Here is a 14982-nt window from a genome sequence, read left to right as displayed (position 1 = left end):
TCACCTCCGAGGGAGCAGCAAAGAACGGTGCCATTCGAAAAACGCGGGAAGGACGGCACGAAGGACGCGGAAAGCAGATAGTCCACCGCGCACCGTGCCGATCCGGACGAGTTCATGTTCTGGAGCGTCGACGACCACCCGGACGGCGGCAACGGGTCTGCTGTCGCCCCCCGGGGCCCCGACAGCCGTGCGCAGTGTGGCCGCCGACTCCATGTCGACCGCGATCGCGCCGGTGGCGAGCAGGTCGCCGCGCTCGTGACCGCGGACCACGTGATCGGAACCGATGAGCGGACCGGTGTGCACGGTCTGCCCGGGCACCGCCCTCACCAGCTCCTCGACCAGCAGCTCCGTGCCCGCGCACGGCGTGCTGCCGTGCGCGTCGCGGGTCTCCTGGGCCACCACGAGATCACCGGGGTGCATCCCGGGCGCGAGCCCGGCGCAGAACCCGGTGGCGACCACCGAGGCGCTCCGCAGGACGGTGTCGCCGAGGGCACGCGTCACGGCGCGTTCGGCGGCCTTGGGTCCCATGCCCGTACGCAGCACGGTCACGGGGGTGGTCGCTCCGGCCCGGCTGCCCGTGCGCAGCGCGAGGTGTTCGATGCCCAGCGCGCAAGCGACGAGCAGCGGCGCCGTCTCCGGCGGGCCCGTGGCCGCCGGGTTGCCGGTCATCAGCTGTCCCTGTCGCCGAAGGGCTCGCCGTGGACGTACCGGCCGAGTGCGGTCAGCGGGAAGACCTGCCGGTACAGGTGGTAGTTGATCGAGAAGTCCCAGGGGAAACCGGTGCCGGTGAAGTACGGCTCGTCCCAGGTCCCGTCCGCGGTCTGGGTGTCGGCGAGGAAGGTGATCCCGCGCTCGACGGCCTTGGAGTCGCGCTCGCCCGCCGAGAGCAGCGCCATCAGCGCCCAGGCGGTCTGCGAGGCGGTGGAGACGCCGTGCCCCTTCCAGTCCTCGTAGCGGTACGAGCGCAGGTCCTCGCCCCAGCCGCCGTCCTCGTTCTGCACGGACTCCAGCCAGTCGACGGCACGACGGATCGCGGGGTGCGCCGCGGGCATGCCGGCCGCGACGAGCGCGGGCAGCACCGACCCCGTTCCGTAGACGTAGTTGACGCCCCAGCGGCCGAACCAGGCGCCGTTGTCCTCCTGTTCGGCGAGCAGCCACTCGATGCCGCGCCGGGTGCGCGGGTCACGCGAGCGGCCCTCGACGGCGAGCATCTCGACGACGTGCCCGGTGACGTCGGCGGACGGCGGGTCGATGACCTCGCCGAAGTCGCAGAACGGCAGCAGGTTGGGGAACGGGCTGCTGTTGTCGACGTCGAAGGCGCCCCACGCCCCGTTCTTCGACTGCATTCCGAGGTTCCAGCGCACACCGCGCTCGATGGCCTTCTCCAGGCGCACCTTGTCGGGGTGGTCGACGCGGCGCAGCGCGAGCACGACCTCGGCGGTGTCGTCGATGTCGGGGTAGTTGTCGTTGTGGAACTCGAACGCCCAGCCGCCGGGCTCCAGTTGGGGCTTGCGCACCGACCAGTCGCCGGGCCGGTCGATCTGTTCGTCGATCATCCAGTCGGCGGCCTTGACGAGCGCCGGGTGGTCGCCGGGCAGTCCGGCGTCGGCGAGCGCGATGGTGGCGAGGCAGGTGTCCCACACGGGTGACTGGCAGGCCTCGATCATCCGGGCCCCGTCCTCACGCCACACGGCGAACCGGTCGAGGGACTCCAGCCCGGCCTTCAGGACGGGGTGCTGGAGGTCGTAGCCGAGCAGGTGCAGCGCGATGACGGAGTACACGGCGGGCGGCTGGATACCGCCCCAGCACCCGTCGTTCTCCTGCCGCTCGATGATCCAGCGCCCGGCCGAGTTGATGGCGGCCTTGCGCAGCCGCTTCAGCGCCACCTTCTGGTAGCCGTGCATGATCTTGTCGAGCCGCTGGAAAGCGCCGTCCCAACTCGCCACGGGGGCCAGCGGTTTGGGCGGGTTGGGGTTGCGGGCATCGGTGTGCAGCTCGTCGAGCGGGAACGGTGCGGGCCGCACCGGGCGCTTCGCGGACACGATGGTGAGCGGCACGATGGTCTGCCGCGCCCAGCATCCGAAGTCGTAGATGTTGAGCGGCATCCACTTCGGGAAGTAGATGAGCTCCGGCGGAAGTTCAGGGAGGTCGTCCCACTTCCACCAGCCGAACAGGGCGAGCCAGATCCGGGTGAAGACGCGGCTCGCGGCGATGCCGCCGCGCTCGCGGATCCACGCGGAGGCCGTCGCCATGTGCGGGGCGTCCGGGGCGTCGCCGGCCAGCCGCAGGGCGACGTACGCCTCGATGGTGGTGGAGAGTTCGCCCGGCCCGCCGTAGAAGGTGGCCCAGGTGCCGTCCTCCCGCTGCTCGCCGCGGATGAAGAGCGCGGAGGCGTCGGTGGTGGCCTGGTCCCGGATCCCGAGGAACTGGCGCAGCAGCAGGTCCTCGGCGTCCATCGTCACGTTCGTGTCGAGGTCGCCCTTCCACCACCCCTGGGCGTCCTGCCGGGCGAGCAGGAAGTCCGTGGCGCGCTGTATGGCTCGGGTGGCGGCGCTGTGTGTCCCGGCCGCCTCGGGGGTCGTGTCGGTCGTTCGGGCAGTGGTGGCCGAGGTCGCGTCGGGAGCTGCGGCTCCGGTGCTTCCGTCGGTCGTCGCTGTCATGGCTATCCCTTCGTGCAGTGCTTCATCTCTGCTGGGTAACCGTCGGCCGATGCCCTGGCGGGACATCGGCCGGCGACTGCGAGTCATATGCGGCCTATGGCGATCATCTCTTTCGGACGACGACGAAGTCGGCGAGCGCCGCGAACTGGGCGCGCACCGCAGCTGGCATCTGGACGGTGTCCAGGGCTTCGAGGGCGACCTTGTGCTGGCGCCTGGCCTCGTCGGCGGTCCACTCGCGCCCGCCGGCCTCTTCGATGAGGGCGGCGCGAGCGGCGAACTCCGCCTCGGAGAAGTTGTCGAAGTCGTTGTTCTTGGCGTCGGCGGCGAGCAGCTCGCCGAGCCGCTCGGAGGCCGGGCCGCCCGCGGCGAGCGCGGCGACGACCGGCAGCGACTTCTTGCGCTGGCGCAGGTCGCTCCAGGTCTGCTTGCCCGTCGACTCCGGGTCGCCCCAGATGCCGAGCAGGTCGTCGACGGCCTGGAAGGCGAGGCCCAGGTGGTAGCCGTACTTCTCCAGGGCGTCCGCGGTGGCGTCGTCGGCGCCGCCGAGGACCGCGCCGATGGAGGAGGCGCAGGCGAGCAGGGCGCCGGTCTTGTTGCCCTCCATCTCCAGGCACTCCTCGACGCTGACGCGCTCGCGGTGCTCGTAGGAGATGTCCTGCGCCTGGCCGTCGATCAGGGCACGGGTGGCGGTGGTGAGCCGGCGGGTCGCGCGGCCCGCGTCGACGGAGGCGATCTCGAGAAGCACCTCGTTGGCGAGGGCGAAGAGCGCGTCGCCGACGAGGATCGCCTGCGCGGGGCCGTGCACCTTCCACACGGTGTCGCGGTGGCGGCGCTGCTCGTCGCCGTCCATCAGGTCGTCGTGCAGCAGCGAGAAGTTGTGGACCAGCTCCACCGCGACCGCGCCGGGCACGCCGACCTCGGGGGCGGCGCCCGCGGCCTGCGCGGACAGTACGGCGAGGGCGGGGCGCACGGCCTTGCCGCCGTCGCCGTCGGCGGGGTTGCCTTCGGCGTCGATCCAGCCGAAGTGATAGGCGGCGACGGTGTCCATGGGCGGCGCGAGCCGGTCCACGGCCTTCTTCAGGACGGGCGTGGCCAGGGTTCGGCCGCGCTCCAGAAGCGCGGTCACGTCCACCGCGTCGGCAGCCGTTTCGGCCGAGGGCACAGGTGGCACAGTTTCTCCTTGTTGTCGCGTTCCCGCCGTTGTCGGCGTTCCTACCGTGGGAAGTTCGAGGGTCACGCCGCCTCCCGAAACAGATGGCCGCGCGGGCGGCCGAGTGTGGCGAGGGCCGCGTCCGCGGCGCTGACACCGCTGCGAACCGCGCTTTCCATGGTCGCGGGCCATCCGGTGGCGGTCCATGCGCCGGCCACGTACAGGCCGGGCGCACCGGTGCGCGCGGCGGGCCGCAGGGCGCCCACGCCGGGGGTCGGGGCGAACGTAGCCGTGCGCTCCCGGGTCACGAAGAAGTCGTGCACCTTCGCGCCGCGCGCCGCGGGGAGCAGCCTCTCCAGTTCGGGGAGGTAGCGCTCCCGCAGAGCGGCGACGGGCTCGTCGATCTCGTCCTGCGCGGCGGACTGGGAGACGGCGAGGTACTGGCCACCGGCCGGTCCCGACGCGTGCAGTCCCGAGGCCTCGGTGCGGTCGAAGACCCACTGGACCGGGGAGCCGAGCGCGGTGAAGAACGGCTGCTTGAGCACCTTGCGGTCGTACACGACGTGCAGGTTCAGGATCGGCGCGGTGTCGATGTCGAGCAGCCGTGCCTTGTCGTCGAGCGCGCCGTCCGGCAGCAGATCGTGCGTCTCGCGCTGCGGCACGGCGAGCACGACGGTGTCGGCGGCGAGGATCTGACCGGAACTGTCCGGCCCTTCGGGAACCTCGACGGCCCAACGCCCGTTGTCCGTACGGGAGATGGAGGTGACCCGTGTACGGAGTTCGGTGCGTACGCCCGCGGAGTCGAGCGCCTTGCGTGCGAGAGTGTCGTGGAGTTCACCGAGGGGCACCCGGGCCCAGCCGATGTCGGCGGCACCGGGATCGGACAGCAGCCCGGTCTTGAACACCATGGCGGCAAGGCCGAGCGAGGCCTCGCCCGCCACCGCGTTCAGGGTCGCGATCCCGACCAGGTCCCACAGCGCCTCGATGGCCCGCTGCGACTGACCGTGCTCGGCCAGCCAGGAACCGAAGTCCCGCTCGTCCAGCGCCGGATCGGCGAGGTCGAGGCCCTTGAGGGCGAGGGCGGCACGTCCTACGTTGACCCGCTCGGCCAGCGACAGATGCGGGTAGGTCGCCAGGCTCCTGGCCAGATGCAGCGGCACGGGCAGTGCCGTGCGCCGCAGCCGCCCGAGCCGGTTCTTCTCGGCGTCGAGCACCGGCACGTCAAGACGTTCCTGCACAGGTGCAAGCGAGGTGCCGTCGATGCGGTCCAGGAACCAGCGGTAGGCGGTGCAGCAGCGCAGGTACACGTGCTGGCCGTTGTCGACGGTCAGGTCGCCGCGCTTGAAGGAGAAGGCGAGCCCGCCGAGCCGGGGGCGGCCTTCGAGCAGGGTGACGTCCATGCCGCCGTCGGCGAGCGCGAGCGCGGCCGTGATGCCCGCGAGCCCGCCGCCGACGACCACCGCGACGGGCCGCTCCCGCTCATCGGGCGATGCGTCCCCGGTGCTGCTCATGCGCCCTCCCCCTGGGCCGTTCTTTCGGTGCGTACGACCAGCGTGTGGCGGGGTTCGACGGGTGTGACGAACGCGCTGCCGGTCGTTGCATGCAGGGACGCCGCGCCACCCCGGAGGGTTGCCCGCCGCTTCTGATTCGCCCCGACACCGAGCCCCACAATGCCCATCAGGAGCGCCTCCTGGGCACCGTGCGGGACGACGTGCGGGAGACGGTGCGCGCGTCGAGGCCCGACAGGCCGCGCACGGCGACGTACGCCTTCTCGTGGCCGGGCAGCGAGACCCGGCCGCGCAGCACGGCCTCCGGCTCGCGCTCGATCCGGTCGAGCAGCCGCCGGTAGATTCCGGCCATCGCGGCGACGCAGGCCCCGGACCTGCGGTCGAGCAGGGGCAGCAGCCGGTATCCCTCGGCGAACAGGGCGCGGGCGCGCCGCACCTCGAAGTGCACGAGCCCGGCGAAGTCCGATCCGGCGGGCGGCACGGGCGAGTCGAACCCGGCCGAACAGCCGAACTTGGCGAGATCGTCGGCGGGCAGATAGGTGCGCCCGTCGGCCGCGTCCTCGCGCACGTCTCTGAGGATGTTGGTCAGTTGGAGCGCGAGCCCGAGCGTGTCGGCATACTCGGGCGCGCGCTCGGCGCCACGCGCCCCCGGCTCGGTGCCGAACACGCCGAGCGAGACGCGCCCGATGGCACCGGCGACACACCGGCAGTACACCTTCAGGTCGTCCCAGGTCTCGTACGTCTCGCCGCGCAAGTCCATGAGGACGCCGTCGATGAGCTCGTCGAGCCCGCCGAGCGGGATCGGGAACCGGTCGGCGGCGTGCGCGAGGGCGACGGCCACCGGGTCGGTGTCGTCCTCCTCGACCTTGCCGGACTGCACCCGCGCGAGCAGTGCCCGCGTCTCGTCGAGCCGTTCGGCCTTGACGTCGGGCGGCAGTGTGCCGTCACCGATGTCGTCGACGCGGCGCGAGAACGCGTACACCGCCGACATGGCGCGCCGCTTTCCGGTCGGCAGCAGCCTGATGCCGTAGGCGAAGTTGCGTGCCTGTTGTCCGGTGACGGTCTCGCAGTAGCTGTATGCGGCGAGCACCGGTGCCGACACGTGCTGATCAGACTCCACGGCCTTGCTCACCCCTCTCCTCGCAGAGTCGCTCCCACCTCGCGCAGCAGCCGGAGCTTGGTGGGCTTCGGTGGTCCAGGAAGGACGTCGTACTTGACGGCGGAGATCGCGTGGACCGCCGCCTTCCCCCCTGCCACGAAGCCGGCCAGCAGCAGCTTCAACCTGCCGTGGACGCTACCCACGAGGGGGGTGCCTTCATTCAAGAGCCGCAGGGCGCGTTCCGCTTCGAATGCGACCAGGGCGCGCACTGATGCGCCCGTGGTCGATGCGGCGAGATCGGACTCCTGGACGTGGAACTGTTTCATGTCCTCAGCAGGCAGGTAGATGCGGTCGCGGCCGAGATCCTCGGCCACGTCCTGGAGGTGTTCCACGATCTGCAGCCCGGTGCAGACCGCGTCCGAACGGCGGATCCGCTCGGGGGTGGCCGTACCGGTGATAGCGAGGACGAGGCGTCCGACCGGGTTGGCGGAGAGCTCGCAGTAGGCGAGCAGGTCGTCGAAGGTCTCGTAGCGCGTGACGAGCTGATCCTGGCGGTTCGCAGCAACGAGGCCGAGGAACGGCTCCGGGGTCAGCGAACGGCGGCGGACGGTGGGCTGCAGGGCGCTCAGCAGGGGGTGCTTGGGTTCCCCGTCGAAGACCCGTCGCAGGTCCGCCTCGAAGGCGTCGAGGAGCACCAGCCGGTCGTTGGCCTGTTCGGGTGAGACGCCCAGGTGGCGGGCGTCGGCGCCGCCGGGGGCGAGGTCGCCGTCGCCGATGTCGTCGACGAGGCGCGCGAACCCGTACACGGCCATCAGGTCGTCGCGCCAGGCGCGCGGCAGGAAAGCGGGGGCCACCGGAAAGTTCTCGTCGGCGGCCTTGTCGAGGGTGGCGCCCGTCGTGGAATCCGGGCGCACACGAGAGGATGCGCTCACCGCGTGCGGTCCGCTTCCGGAACGACGGCGAAAGCCTCGTGGACCTGGAGAGTTTCCGTAGCCATTGCCGTCACATCTCCCGTTCTACACTGCGGACCCAAGACATCCCATTTCGGACACGCCGCCCGGCAGTCCGCACGGTCAACCCCTCCCCACCGGGCCGGTAGGCCGTGCATTATCGCCCCACTTGCAGCGATTCGGCACCGGTACAGCTTACGTTGTACAACGACGGCCGCCACGGCGGGGTGTTCTGCACATCACAACAACACACCGATTGACGCCAAGATTCCCTGCATGCAAGGAAGTTGACCTCTCCTTGACCGTGATCGAGAAGTAGTTGTCACATGCAGGCATATCAAAGGCCCCACCGCCGTGAGCCGGTGGGGCCTTAAGACGTCGAGGGCGGGGCCTCAGGTTGCCGGATTCACTTACCGGTGAACTTCTCGTACTCCTTGAGTACCTCGGCCGTCGGACCGTCCATACGCAGTTCCCCGCGCTCGAGCCACAGGACGCGGTCGCAGGTGTCGCGGATGGACTTGTTGTTGTGGCTGACGAGGAAGACCGTGCCGGCCTCCTTGCGCAGCTCACGGATGCGGGCCTCGGAGCGCTTCTGGAACTTGCGGTCACCCGTGGCCAGGGCCTCGTCGATCATGAGGACGTCGTGGTCCTTGGCGGCCGCGATGGAGAAGCGCAGGCGCGCGGCCATGCCGGACGAGTAGGTCCGCATGGGCAGCGTGATGAAGTCGCCCTTCTCGTTGATGCCCGAGAAGTCGACGATCTCCTGGTAGCGCGCCTTGATCTCCTCGCGGGACATGCCCATCGCGAGGCCGCCGAGTATGACGTTGCGTTCGCCCGTCAGGTCGTTCATCAGCGCCGCGTTCACGCCGAGCAGCGACGGCTGGCCGTCGGTGTAGACCTTGCCCTTCTCGGCGGGCAGCAGGCCGGCGATGGCGCGCAGCAGCGTCGACTTGCCGGAGCCGTTCGAGCCGATCAGGCCGATGGCCTCGCCGCGGTAGGACGTGAAGGAGACGCCGCGCACGGCGTGCACCTTGCGCACCCCGCGCTCCTCGCCGCGCTTGACGATGCGGCTGAGCGCCGAGGTGGCACTGCCCTTGCCCGTCTTGGCGCCGTTGACGCGGTAGACGATGTGCAGCTCGTCGGCGATGACCGTGGGAATGCGGGCATCGGAGGTCTTGTCGAGATCAGCCACGGCCGTACCGCTCCTCGGACTTCCAGAAGTAGATGAAGCCGCCGGCGGCGACGAGCACGGCCCAGCCGAGCGCGACCGCCCAGACGTGCGGCGGCAGCCATTCCTTGGGGTAGCCGTCGACCAGTGCGTAGCGCATCAGGTCCATGTAGATGGCCGCCGGGTTCCACTGGAGGACGTCCGCGATCCACTGCGGCTTGTCCTTGAGCATGATCGGGATGGCGAACATGACGCCGGACGCGTACATCCACGTACGCATCACGAACGGCATGAGCTGCGCCAGGTCCGGGGTCTTGGAACCGGCCCTGGCCATGATCAGCGCGAGGCCCACGTTGAACAGGAACTGGAGCACCAGGGTCGGGATGATCAGCAGCCAGCGCAGGCCCGGGTAGCTGCCGAAGGCGCACGCCACGATGAAGAGCACGATCATCGAGAACAGCAGCTGCTGGAGCTGCTGGAGCGCGAAGGAGACCGGCAGCGACGCGCGCGGGAAGTGCAGCGCGCGCACCAGGCCGAGGTTGCCGGAGATGGCCCGCACGCCCGCCATGACGGAGGACTGCGTGAACGTGAACACGAAGACACCCGTCACCAGGAACGGGATGTAGACCTCCTTGTCCATGCCCCGGTTGGCGCCCAGGATCAGGCCGAAGATCAAGTAGTAGACGAGGGCGTTCAGCAGCGGCGTCGCCACCTGCCAGACCTGGCCGAGCTTGGCCTGGCTGTACTGAGCCGTCAGCTTCGCCTGGGAGAAGGCGAGGATGAAGTGCCGCCGGCCCCAGAGCTGGCGTACGTACTCGAGCAGACCGGGGCGGGCACCGCTGACGGACAAGCCGTACTTGGCGGCGAGCTCGGCCGGGGAGAGTCCGTCGTCGGGCGACGGGGACGCGTTCACCGCGACTCCGGCGTCGTGCGTTGTCTCACTCACAAAAGGGAACTTTCGTCTTCAAAAGCGCAGCCTGGTCGGGCATCGGCACAAGCAGGGGACAAGGTTTGGCCCGCATGCTCTCAGAGAAGAGCTTGTCAGATCACAGGAGGTCGGCCCAGTCGGGTCAGCCGCCACACCGTACGCCACTTCATCGGACGCCTGGGGCCGCAGGGGCTCGTCCAGCCTTCCTTGAAGCCGCCGAGCCAGGCCTTGAGGGCCGGGCCGGAGGGTCGGCGTGCCAGCGTCAGGAGCAGCCAGACACCGAGGTAGACCGGGACCAGCGGTGCGGGCAGGTTGCGGCGCGCGAGCCAGACGCGGTTGCGGGCCACCATGCGGTGGTAGACCGCGTGCCGGGACGGGGCCGTGGTCGGGTGGTGCAGCACCATGTCGGCGCGGTAGTCGATCATCCAGCCCGCGTCGAGGGCACGCCAGGCGAGGTCGGTCTCCTCGTGGGCGTAGAAGAACTCGTCGGGCAGTCCGCCGACCTCGGCGATGACCTGGGTGCGGCAGGCGTTGGCGCCGCCGAGGAAGGTCGTCACCCGGGAGGAGCGCATCGGGTCGGCGGCGCGCAGCCGCGGGACGTGCCTGCGCTGGGTCTCGCCGGTCTCCGGGTCCGCGATGCGGAAGCTGATGATGCCGAGCTTCGGGTCGGCGGCGAACGCCTCGCGGCACAGCTGGGCCGTGTCGGTGAGCGGCAGCAGGCCGTCGTCGTCGAGGAACAGCAGGATGTCGACGTCGGAGCCGGAGGGCCCGAACGCCTCGATGCCGACGTTCCTGCCGCCCGGGATACCGAGGTTCTCGGGCAGCTCGACGGTGCGTACGCCTTCGGGGACCTCGGGGACGGGCGAGCCGTTGCCGACCACGACCACCTCGACCGGGTCGCCGTCCTGCTTGGCGACCGAGTCGAGGAGGGCGCGCAGCTCGGCCGGGCGGTTGCCCATGGTGATGACCACCGCGCCGACCTTCGCCCCTCGTATCGGGCTGCTCACTTCAGCCTGCTCGAAGCGAGGATGGACACGAGGTGGAGCAGGGTCTGCAGCAGGGCGATGCCCGCGAGCACCGCCACACCGAGGCGCGTGAAGAACAGGTCGCCGCGGATCTGGTCGACGATCGCGAGGACCAGGATCAGCAGCGTCGCCTCGATGCCGAGGATGAGGCGGTGGAACTTGAACGCGGCGGCGGCCCGGCGGGCCAGCGCCATGCCGGAGGAGCGCATCTCGGACGCGGTCTCCTTGACCTGCTCCTTGCCGTTCTGCGCGCGGGCCACGCCGACCAGGTCCGTCTCGGCCTTGATCATGATGGCGCCGAGCGCGGCGAGCGCGCCCAGGAAGGCCCACAGCCAGTCGATCCGGCCCGAGCCCCACAGGTCGGCGGCGCGCAGGCCGAAGCCGACGAGGACGGCCGCGTCGGTGAGGTACGCGCCGACGCGGTCCATCCAGACACCGGCCAGCGAGTACTGCTTGCGCCAGCGGGCGATCTCGCCGTCGACGCAGTCGAGCAGCAGGTAGAGCTGCACGGCGACGACGCCGAGGACCGCGCCCCAGATGCCCGGCACGAGCAGCGCGGGGGCGGCCAGGACACCGCAGACGGTCATCAGGTAGGTCAGCTGGTTGGGCGTGACCTTGGTGTTCACCAGGTGGCGGTCGACACGCAGCGAGACCTCGCGCATGTAGAGCCGGCCCATCCAGTGCTCACCGCTCCGGCGGTCCTTCACCCCGGCGGGGTGCACGACCGGGCGGAGCTCAGCTACCGATGGCTTTTGCATAGTCGGCGTAGGCGTCCCTGATCTGGTCGGTGGAGAGGTCGAGGTGTTCGAGGATCGTGTAGCGGCCCGGGCGGGTCTGCGGAGCGAACTCCACGACCTTCACGAACTCGTCCACGGTGAAGCCGATCTCCTCGGGCGTTACGGGCAGCCCGTGGCGGCGCAGCACCTCGACCATGTACGCGGACTCGTCGCGGGCACCGCGCAGGTGCATCGCGAAGGCCGCGCCCAGGCCGCACTGCTCGCCGTGGCTGGCGGCGCGCTTGGGGTAGAGGAGGTCGAAGGCGTGGTTGATCTCGTGGCAGGCCCCCGAGGCCGGCCGCGAGTCGCCGGAGACCGACATGGCGATGCCGGTGAGGACCAGGCCCTCGGCGAGCACCTGGAGGAAGCCGTCGTCGCCGACGCCTCCGGGGTGCCGCATGACCGCCTCGCCTGCCTGGCGGGCCATTGCGGCCGCGAGACCGTCGATGTCCTCGCCGCGCTCGCGGGCGGCGAGCTCCCAGTCCGCGACCGCGGAGATGTTGGACAGGGCGTCACCGATGCCGGAGCGCACGAAACGGACCGGGGCCTCACGGATGATGTCGAGGTCGATGACGACGGCGATCGGGTTCGGCACACCGTAGGAGCCGCGGCCCGCGTCGTTGTCGAGGGTCGCGACGGGCGAGCACAGGCCGTCGTGCGACAGGTTCGTCGCGACGGCGACCAGCGGCAGGCCCACACGGGCGGCGGCGAACTTGCCGCAGTCGATGATCTTGCCGCCACCGAGACCGACGATGGCGTCGAAACGCCCCGCCTTCTTGATGTCGTCGGCGAGCTTGATCGCGTCGTCGAGGGTGCCGCCACCGACCTCGAACCACTCGGCGGTGGGCAGCGAGGGCTCCAGGCGGGCCCGCAGGGCGGCGCCCGAGCCACCGCTGATCGCGATGGCCAGGCACCCCTGTGACGACGAGATCCTCTGGTCGGCGAGGACCTTGGCCAGGTCGTCGAGCGCCCCCGGCCGGATGTCGACGACGACCGGCGAGGGAATCAGCCTCGTCAGTACTGGCACGCGATCTCCCTGGCCTTCGCGAGGTCGTCGTGGTTGTCGATCTCGACCCACGGCACGTCACCGATCGGGGCGACGTCGACCTTGAAGCCGCGGTTCACGAGCTCCTGGTAGCCGTCCTCGTAGTACAGCTGCGGGTCACGCTCGTACGTGGCCTTCAGGGCGTCGGCCAGCTCGTCGGCGGCCTCGCCCTCGATGAGGGTGACGCCGATGTACTCGCCGGTGGCCTCGGACGGGTCCATCAGCTTCGTGATCTTCCGGACGCCCGTCTCGGGGTCCACGACGACCTTCATCTCCTCGTCGCCGAGGTTCTTCACCGTGTCCAGGGCGAGGATGATCTTCTTGCCGTCGCCGCGGGCGGCGAGCAGCGTCTTCTCGACGGAGACCGGGTGGACGGTGTCGCCGTTGGCGAGGATCACCGTGTGCTTGATGGCGTCACGGCCGCACCACAGGGAGTAGGCGTTGTTCCACTTCTCGGCGACGTCGTTCTCGATCAGCGTCAGCTTCAGGCCGTACTTCGCCTCGAGCGCCGCCTTGCGCTCGTAGACGACCTCCTTGCGGTAGCCGACGATGATGCCGACCTCGGTGAGGCCGATCTCGGCGAAGTTCTTCAGGGTGAGGTCGAGGACGGAGAGCTCGTTCTCGGTTCCCTCGCCCACGACGGGCACGAGCGCCTTGGGGAGCGTCTCGGTGTAGGGGCGGAGCCGGCTGCCGGCGCCGGCGGCCAGGACGAGGCCGATCATGCGGGTTCTCCTTCATCGTGTACGGCGGGTGCTCCAGCAGAGACCCAGAAGCGGATGCTCTCGGCGAGCACCACGAGTGCCACGAGCACGGCGAGCGCCGTGAGCGCGACGGTGAAATCTGTGGCGGTGAGCAGCGCGGCCAGCACGGTGACCACCAGTGTTCGGGTCTCGTGTCCGCCGATCGCCTGCACCAGCCACCGCGGGGGTGCACCGGTGCCGCCGCGGATGCGGTACACCGTGTCGTAGTGATGGTAGGCGACTGCCGCCACCAGGCCGAATGCCGCGGGCAGCGCTCCCTGCACGTCGGCCTTGGCCGCGAGCAGCAGGATCGTGCCGTACTCGGCGGCCCGGAAGATCGGCGGCACGAGCCAGTCGAGGGGCCCGGTGAGGGGGCCGCTGACGGCCACGTCGGAAAGGATCACGTAGGCCCCGGCACCGGCGACGACGGTCCAGGACCCGAAGTCCGAGGTGGCGGCGTCGCTGACGAGGATCAGCGCGCCGAAGAGCGCCGTCAGCGGTGCGGCGTAGCCCCGGCCGCGCAGCTTGCGCACGGTGGCGTTGCGCAGGAGGCCCGCGTCGGCCAGGTCGTCCAGTGCCTGCGCGGCGCGCGGGGTGCGCTGCGCCTTGCGGGTCAGCGAGCGCAGGACGCGGCCCGCGGTCGTGTAGCAGGCGGCGAGCGCGCAGCCCACGAGGAGTACGTAGAAGGTGATGCGCGGCGTGGTGAGCGCCGTGAAGATCGCGATCAGCGCCCAGCGCTCGCCGATCGGCAGCACTATCATCCGGCGCACCCAGACCGTCCAGCCGACGCTGTCGAGCTTGTCGGAGAGGGCGGCGGTCGGGCTCGTGTTGCCGCTCGCGTCGTGGTTCGCCTCGTTGAAGGAGAAGTCGACGACGTGGCGGCAGGTCTGGAGGACCATCGCGCCGAGCGCGAGGGCCCATACGTCGTCGCCGGTCGAGTTGGCCGCGCCGAGCGCGAGGCCCGCGTAGTAGGCGTACTCCTTGGCGCGGTCGAAGGTCGCGTCCAGCCAGGCGCCGAGCGTCGAGTACTGCAGCGAGTAGCGGGCGAGCTGCCCGTCGGTGCAGTCGAGGACGAAGGAGAAGAGCAGGAGCAGACCGGCGGCGACGAAGCCGGGGCGGGTGCCGGTGGCCGCGCAGCCCGCCGCGATCAGGGCGGTGAGCAGCGACGCGGTGGTGACCTGGTTCGGGGTCAGGCCTCGGCGGGCGCACCAGCGCGCGATGTAGCGGGAGTAGGGGCTGATGCAGTACGTGGTGAAGAAGCCGTCCCGCGCCTTGACCGCCGTGCGCAGGCGGATCGCCTCGTCGTCGACGGCGGCGACGCGCTGGCGGGCCTCGTTGCGGGCCTGCGGGTCGTGCGGCACGGCGGCGACGAGTTCGCCGAGCTCGGGGCGGTGCACGTCGGTGCCGGCCGCCTCGATGCTCTTCGCGACGGTGTCGGGGGCGATGCCCGTCTCCCCGACCGCCCGGTTCAGCGCCTGACGGGCCGAGGGCTGCGCGGTGACCGCGCCGGGGATCGCCGAGGCGGGGAAGCGGGGGTCGGTGAGGCCGAGGCGCAGGGCGTGGGCGTGGCCCACGAACCCCGCGTCGACGACCGCGACCCGCTGGTCGCCCGGGACGGCCGCGAGCGCGGCTTCGGCGTCGGCCGCGTCCGGGGCGAGTCGCACGTCGAAGCCGAGTGCCCGCAGATCGCCCTCCAGGGACGACCCGGGAACCGGCTGACCGGTGACGATGGCGGTCGACAGACGAACTCACTCCTTGGGTGCCGACGCGAGCGCGCCGGGCTCATGCACGATGGGGGCGCCCTGTGCCTAGGGGGAGGCCGGGCGGCATGTCGGCAGAGGCTATCGGATGATCTGAAGCGGACGTTCACCGCCCGTTTACGGCCCGATTGGCCCCTGTCTCACGCGGTCTGTGGTTCCGGGACCGCCCTTTC

At 70.6% G+C, this 14982-nt stretch carries 13 protein-coding genes; all 13 read right to left on the bottom strand.

Features of this window, described 5'->3' with window-relative positions; genetic code table 11:
• Positions 1-669, bottom strand: coding sequence for a hypothetical protein (locus B072_RS0134135; RefSeq protein WP_018534472.1), 669 nt, complete (start codon positions 667-669; stop codon positions 1-3).
• On the bottom strand, positions 669-2660 hold the full coding sequence (gene shc / locus B072_RS0134130) for a squalene--hopene cyclase (RefSeq protein WP_018534471.1): 1992 nt from the start codon (positions 2658-2660) through the stop codon (positions 669-671). The genes B072_RS0134135 and shc overlap by 1 nt, the downstream gene beginning before the upstream one ends.
• Positions 2661-2763: 103 nt before the next feature.
• A complete protein-coding gene (locus tag B072_RS0134125) occupies positions 2764-3822 on the bottom strand; it encodes a polyprenyl synthetase family protein (RefSeq protein WP_018534470.1) in 1059 nt (352 codons plus the stop codon).
• A 71-nt stretch (positions 3823-3893) separates the two neighbouring features.
• Entirely contained in the window at positions 3894-5321 is a 1428-nt protein-coding gene (gene hpnE, locus B072_RS0134120) for a hydroxysqualene dehydroxylase HpnE (protein ID WP_018534469.1), read from the bottom strand.
• A gap of 166 nt (positions 5322-5487) precedes the next feature.
• Positions 5488-6450: a presqualene diphosphate synthase HpnD gene (hpnD, locus tag B072_RS0134115; protein ID WP_018534468.1), complete on the bottom strand. Its 963-nt coding sequence runs from the start codon at positions 6448-6450 to the stop codon at positions 5488-5490.
• Positions 6447-7349 carry a squalene synthase HpnC gene (gene hpnC, locus B072_RS0134110; protein ID WP_051127347.1) on the bottom strand — a complete coding sequence of 301 codons (903 nt, stop codon included), beginning with the start codon at positions 7347-7349 and terminating at the stop codon, positions 6447-6449. Before hpnC ends, hpnD begins: the two co-directional genes overlap by 4 nt.
• A 424-nt stretch (positions 7350-7773) precedes the next feature.
• A complete protein-coding gene (locus B072_RS0134105; protein ID WP_018534466.1) occupies positions 7774-8559 on the bottom strand; it encodes an ABC transporter ATP-binding protein in 786 nt (261 codons plus the stop codon).
• A complete protein-coding gene (locus B072_RS0134100) occupies positions 8552-9481 on the bottom strand; it encodes an ABC transporter permease (protein WP_026246581.1) in 930 nt (309 codons plus the stop codon). The genes B072_RS0134105 and B072_RS0134100 overlap by 8 nt, the downstream gene beginning before the upstream one ends.
• A 95-nt stretch (positions 9482-9576) precedes the next feature.
• Positions 9577-10422 (bottom strand): glycosyltransferase family 2 protein, encoded by an 846-nt coding sequence (locus B072_RS0134095; RefSeq protein WP_043245327.1) that lies wholly within the window; start codon positions 10420-10422, stop codon positions 9577-9579.
• Between the two features lie 44 nt (positions 10423-10466).
• The gene (locus B072_RS0134090) at positions 10467-11246 is read right to left on the bottom strand and encodes a CDP-alcohol phosphatidyltransferase family protein (protein WP_199791121.1); all 780 of its coding nucleotides are present in this window, start codon (positions 11244-11246) and stop codon (positions 10467-10469) included.
• Positions 11224-12291: an iron-containing alcohol dehydrogenase family protein gene (locus B072_RS0134085; protein ID WP_018534462.1), complete on the bottom strand. Its 1068-nt coding sequence runs from the start codon at positions 12289-12291 to the stop codon at positions 11224-11226. Before B072_RS0134085 ends, B072_RS0134090 begins: the two co-directional genes overlap by 23 nt.
• Positions 12279-13031, bottom strand: a complete 753-nt coding sequence (locus tag B072_RS0134080; protein WP_018534461.1) for a sugar phosphate nucleotidyltransferase — start codon at positions 13029-13031, stop codon at positions 12279-12281. Before B072_RS0134080 ends, B072_RS0134085 begins: the two co-directional genes overlap by 13 nt.
• Positions 13028-14791 carry a DUF5941 domain-containing protein gene (locus B072_RS0134075; protein ID WP_026246579.1) on the bottom strand — a complete coding sequence of 588 codons (1764 nt, stop codon included), beginning with the start codon at positions 14789-14791 and terminating at the stop codon, positions 13028-13030. Before B072_RS0134075 ends, B072_RS0134080 begins: the two co-directional genes overlap by 4 nt.
• Between the last annotated feature and the right edge of the window lie 191 nt (positions 14792-14982).

It is taken from the genome of Streptomyces sp. HmicA12, assembly GCF_000373565.1.
Lineage (GTDB): Bacteria > Actinomycetota > Actinomycetes > Streptomycetales > Streptomycetaceae > Streptomyces.
The sequence above is the reverse complement of the archived record's forward strand: the minus strand, read 5'-3'. Positions and strand labels throughout refer to the sequence as shown.

Bases quoted from the DNA above. Each gene is read 5' to 3' on its own strand.
- B072_RS0134080 (WP_018534461.1), bottom strand. From the start codon at position 13,031: ATGATCGGCCTCGTCCTGGCCGCCGGCGCCGGCAGCCGGCTCCGCCCC.
- B072_RS0134135 (WP_018534472.1), bottom strand. From the start codon at position 669: ATGACCGGCAACCCGGCGGCCACGGGCCCGCCGGAGACGGCGCCGCTG.
- B072_RS0134090 (WP_199791121.1), bottom strand. From the start codon at position 11,246: ATGCAAAAGCCATCGGTAGCTGAGCTCCGCCCGGTCGTGCACCCCGCC.
- shc (WP_018534471.1), bottom strand. From the start codon at position 2,660: ATGACAGCGACGACCGACGGAAGCACCGGAGCCGCAGCTCCCGACGCG.
- B072_RS0134095 (WP_043245327.1), bottom strand. From the start codon at position 10,422: ATGGGCAACCGCCCGGCCGAGCTGCGCGCCCTCCTCGACTCGGTCGCC.
- hpnE (WP_018534469.1), bottom strand. From the start codon at position 5,321: ATGAGCAGCACCGGGGACGCATCGCCCGATGAGCGGGAGCGGCCCGTC.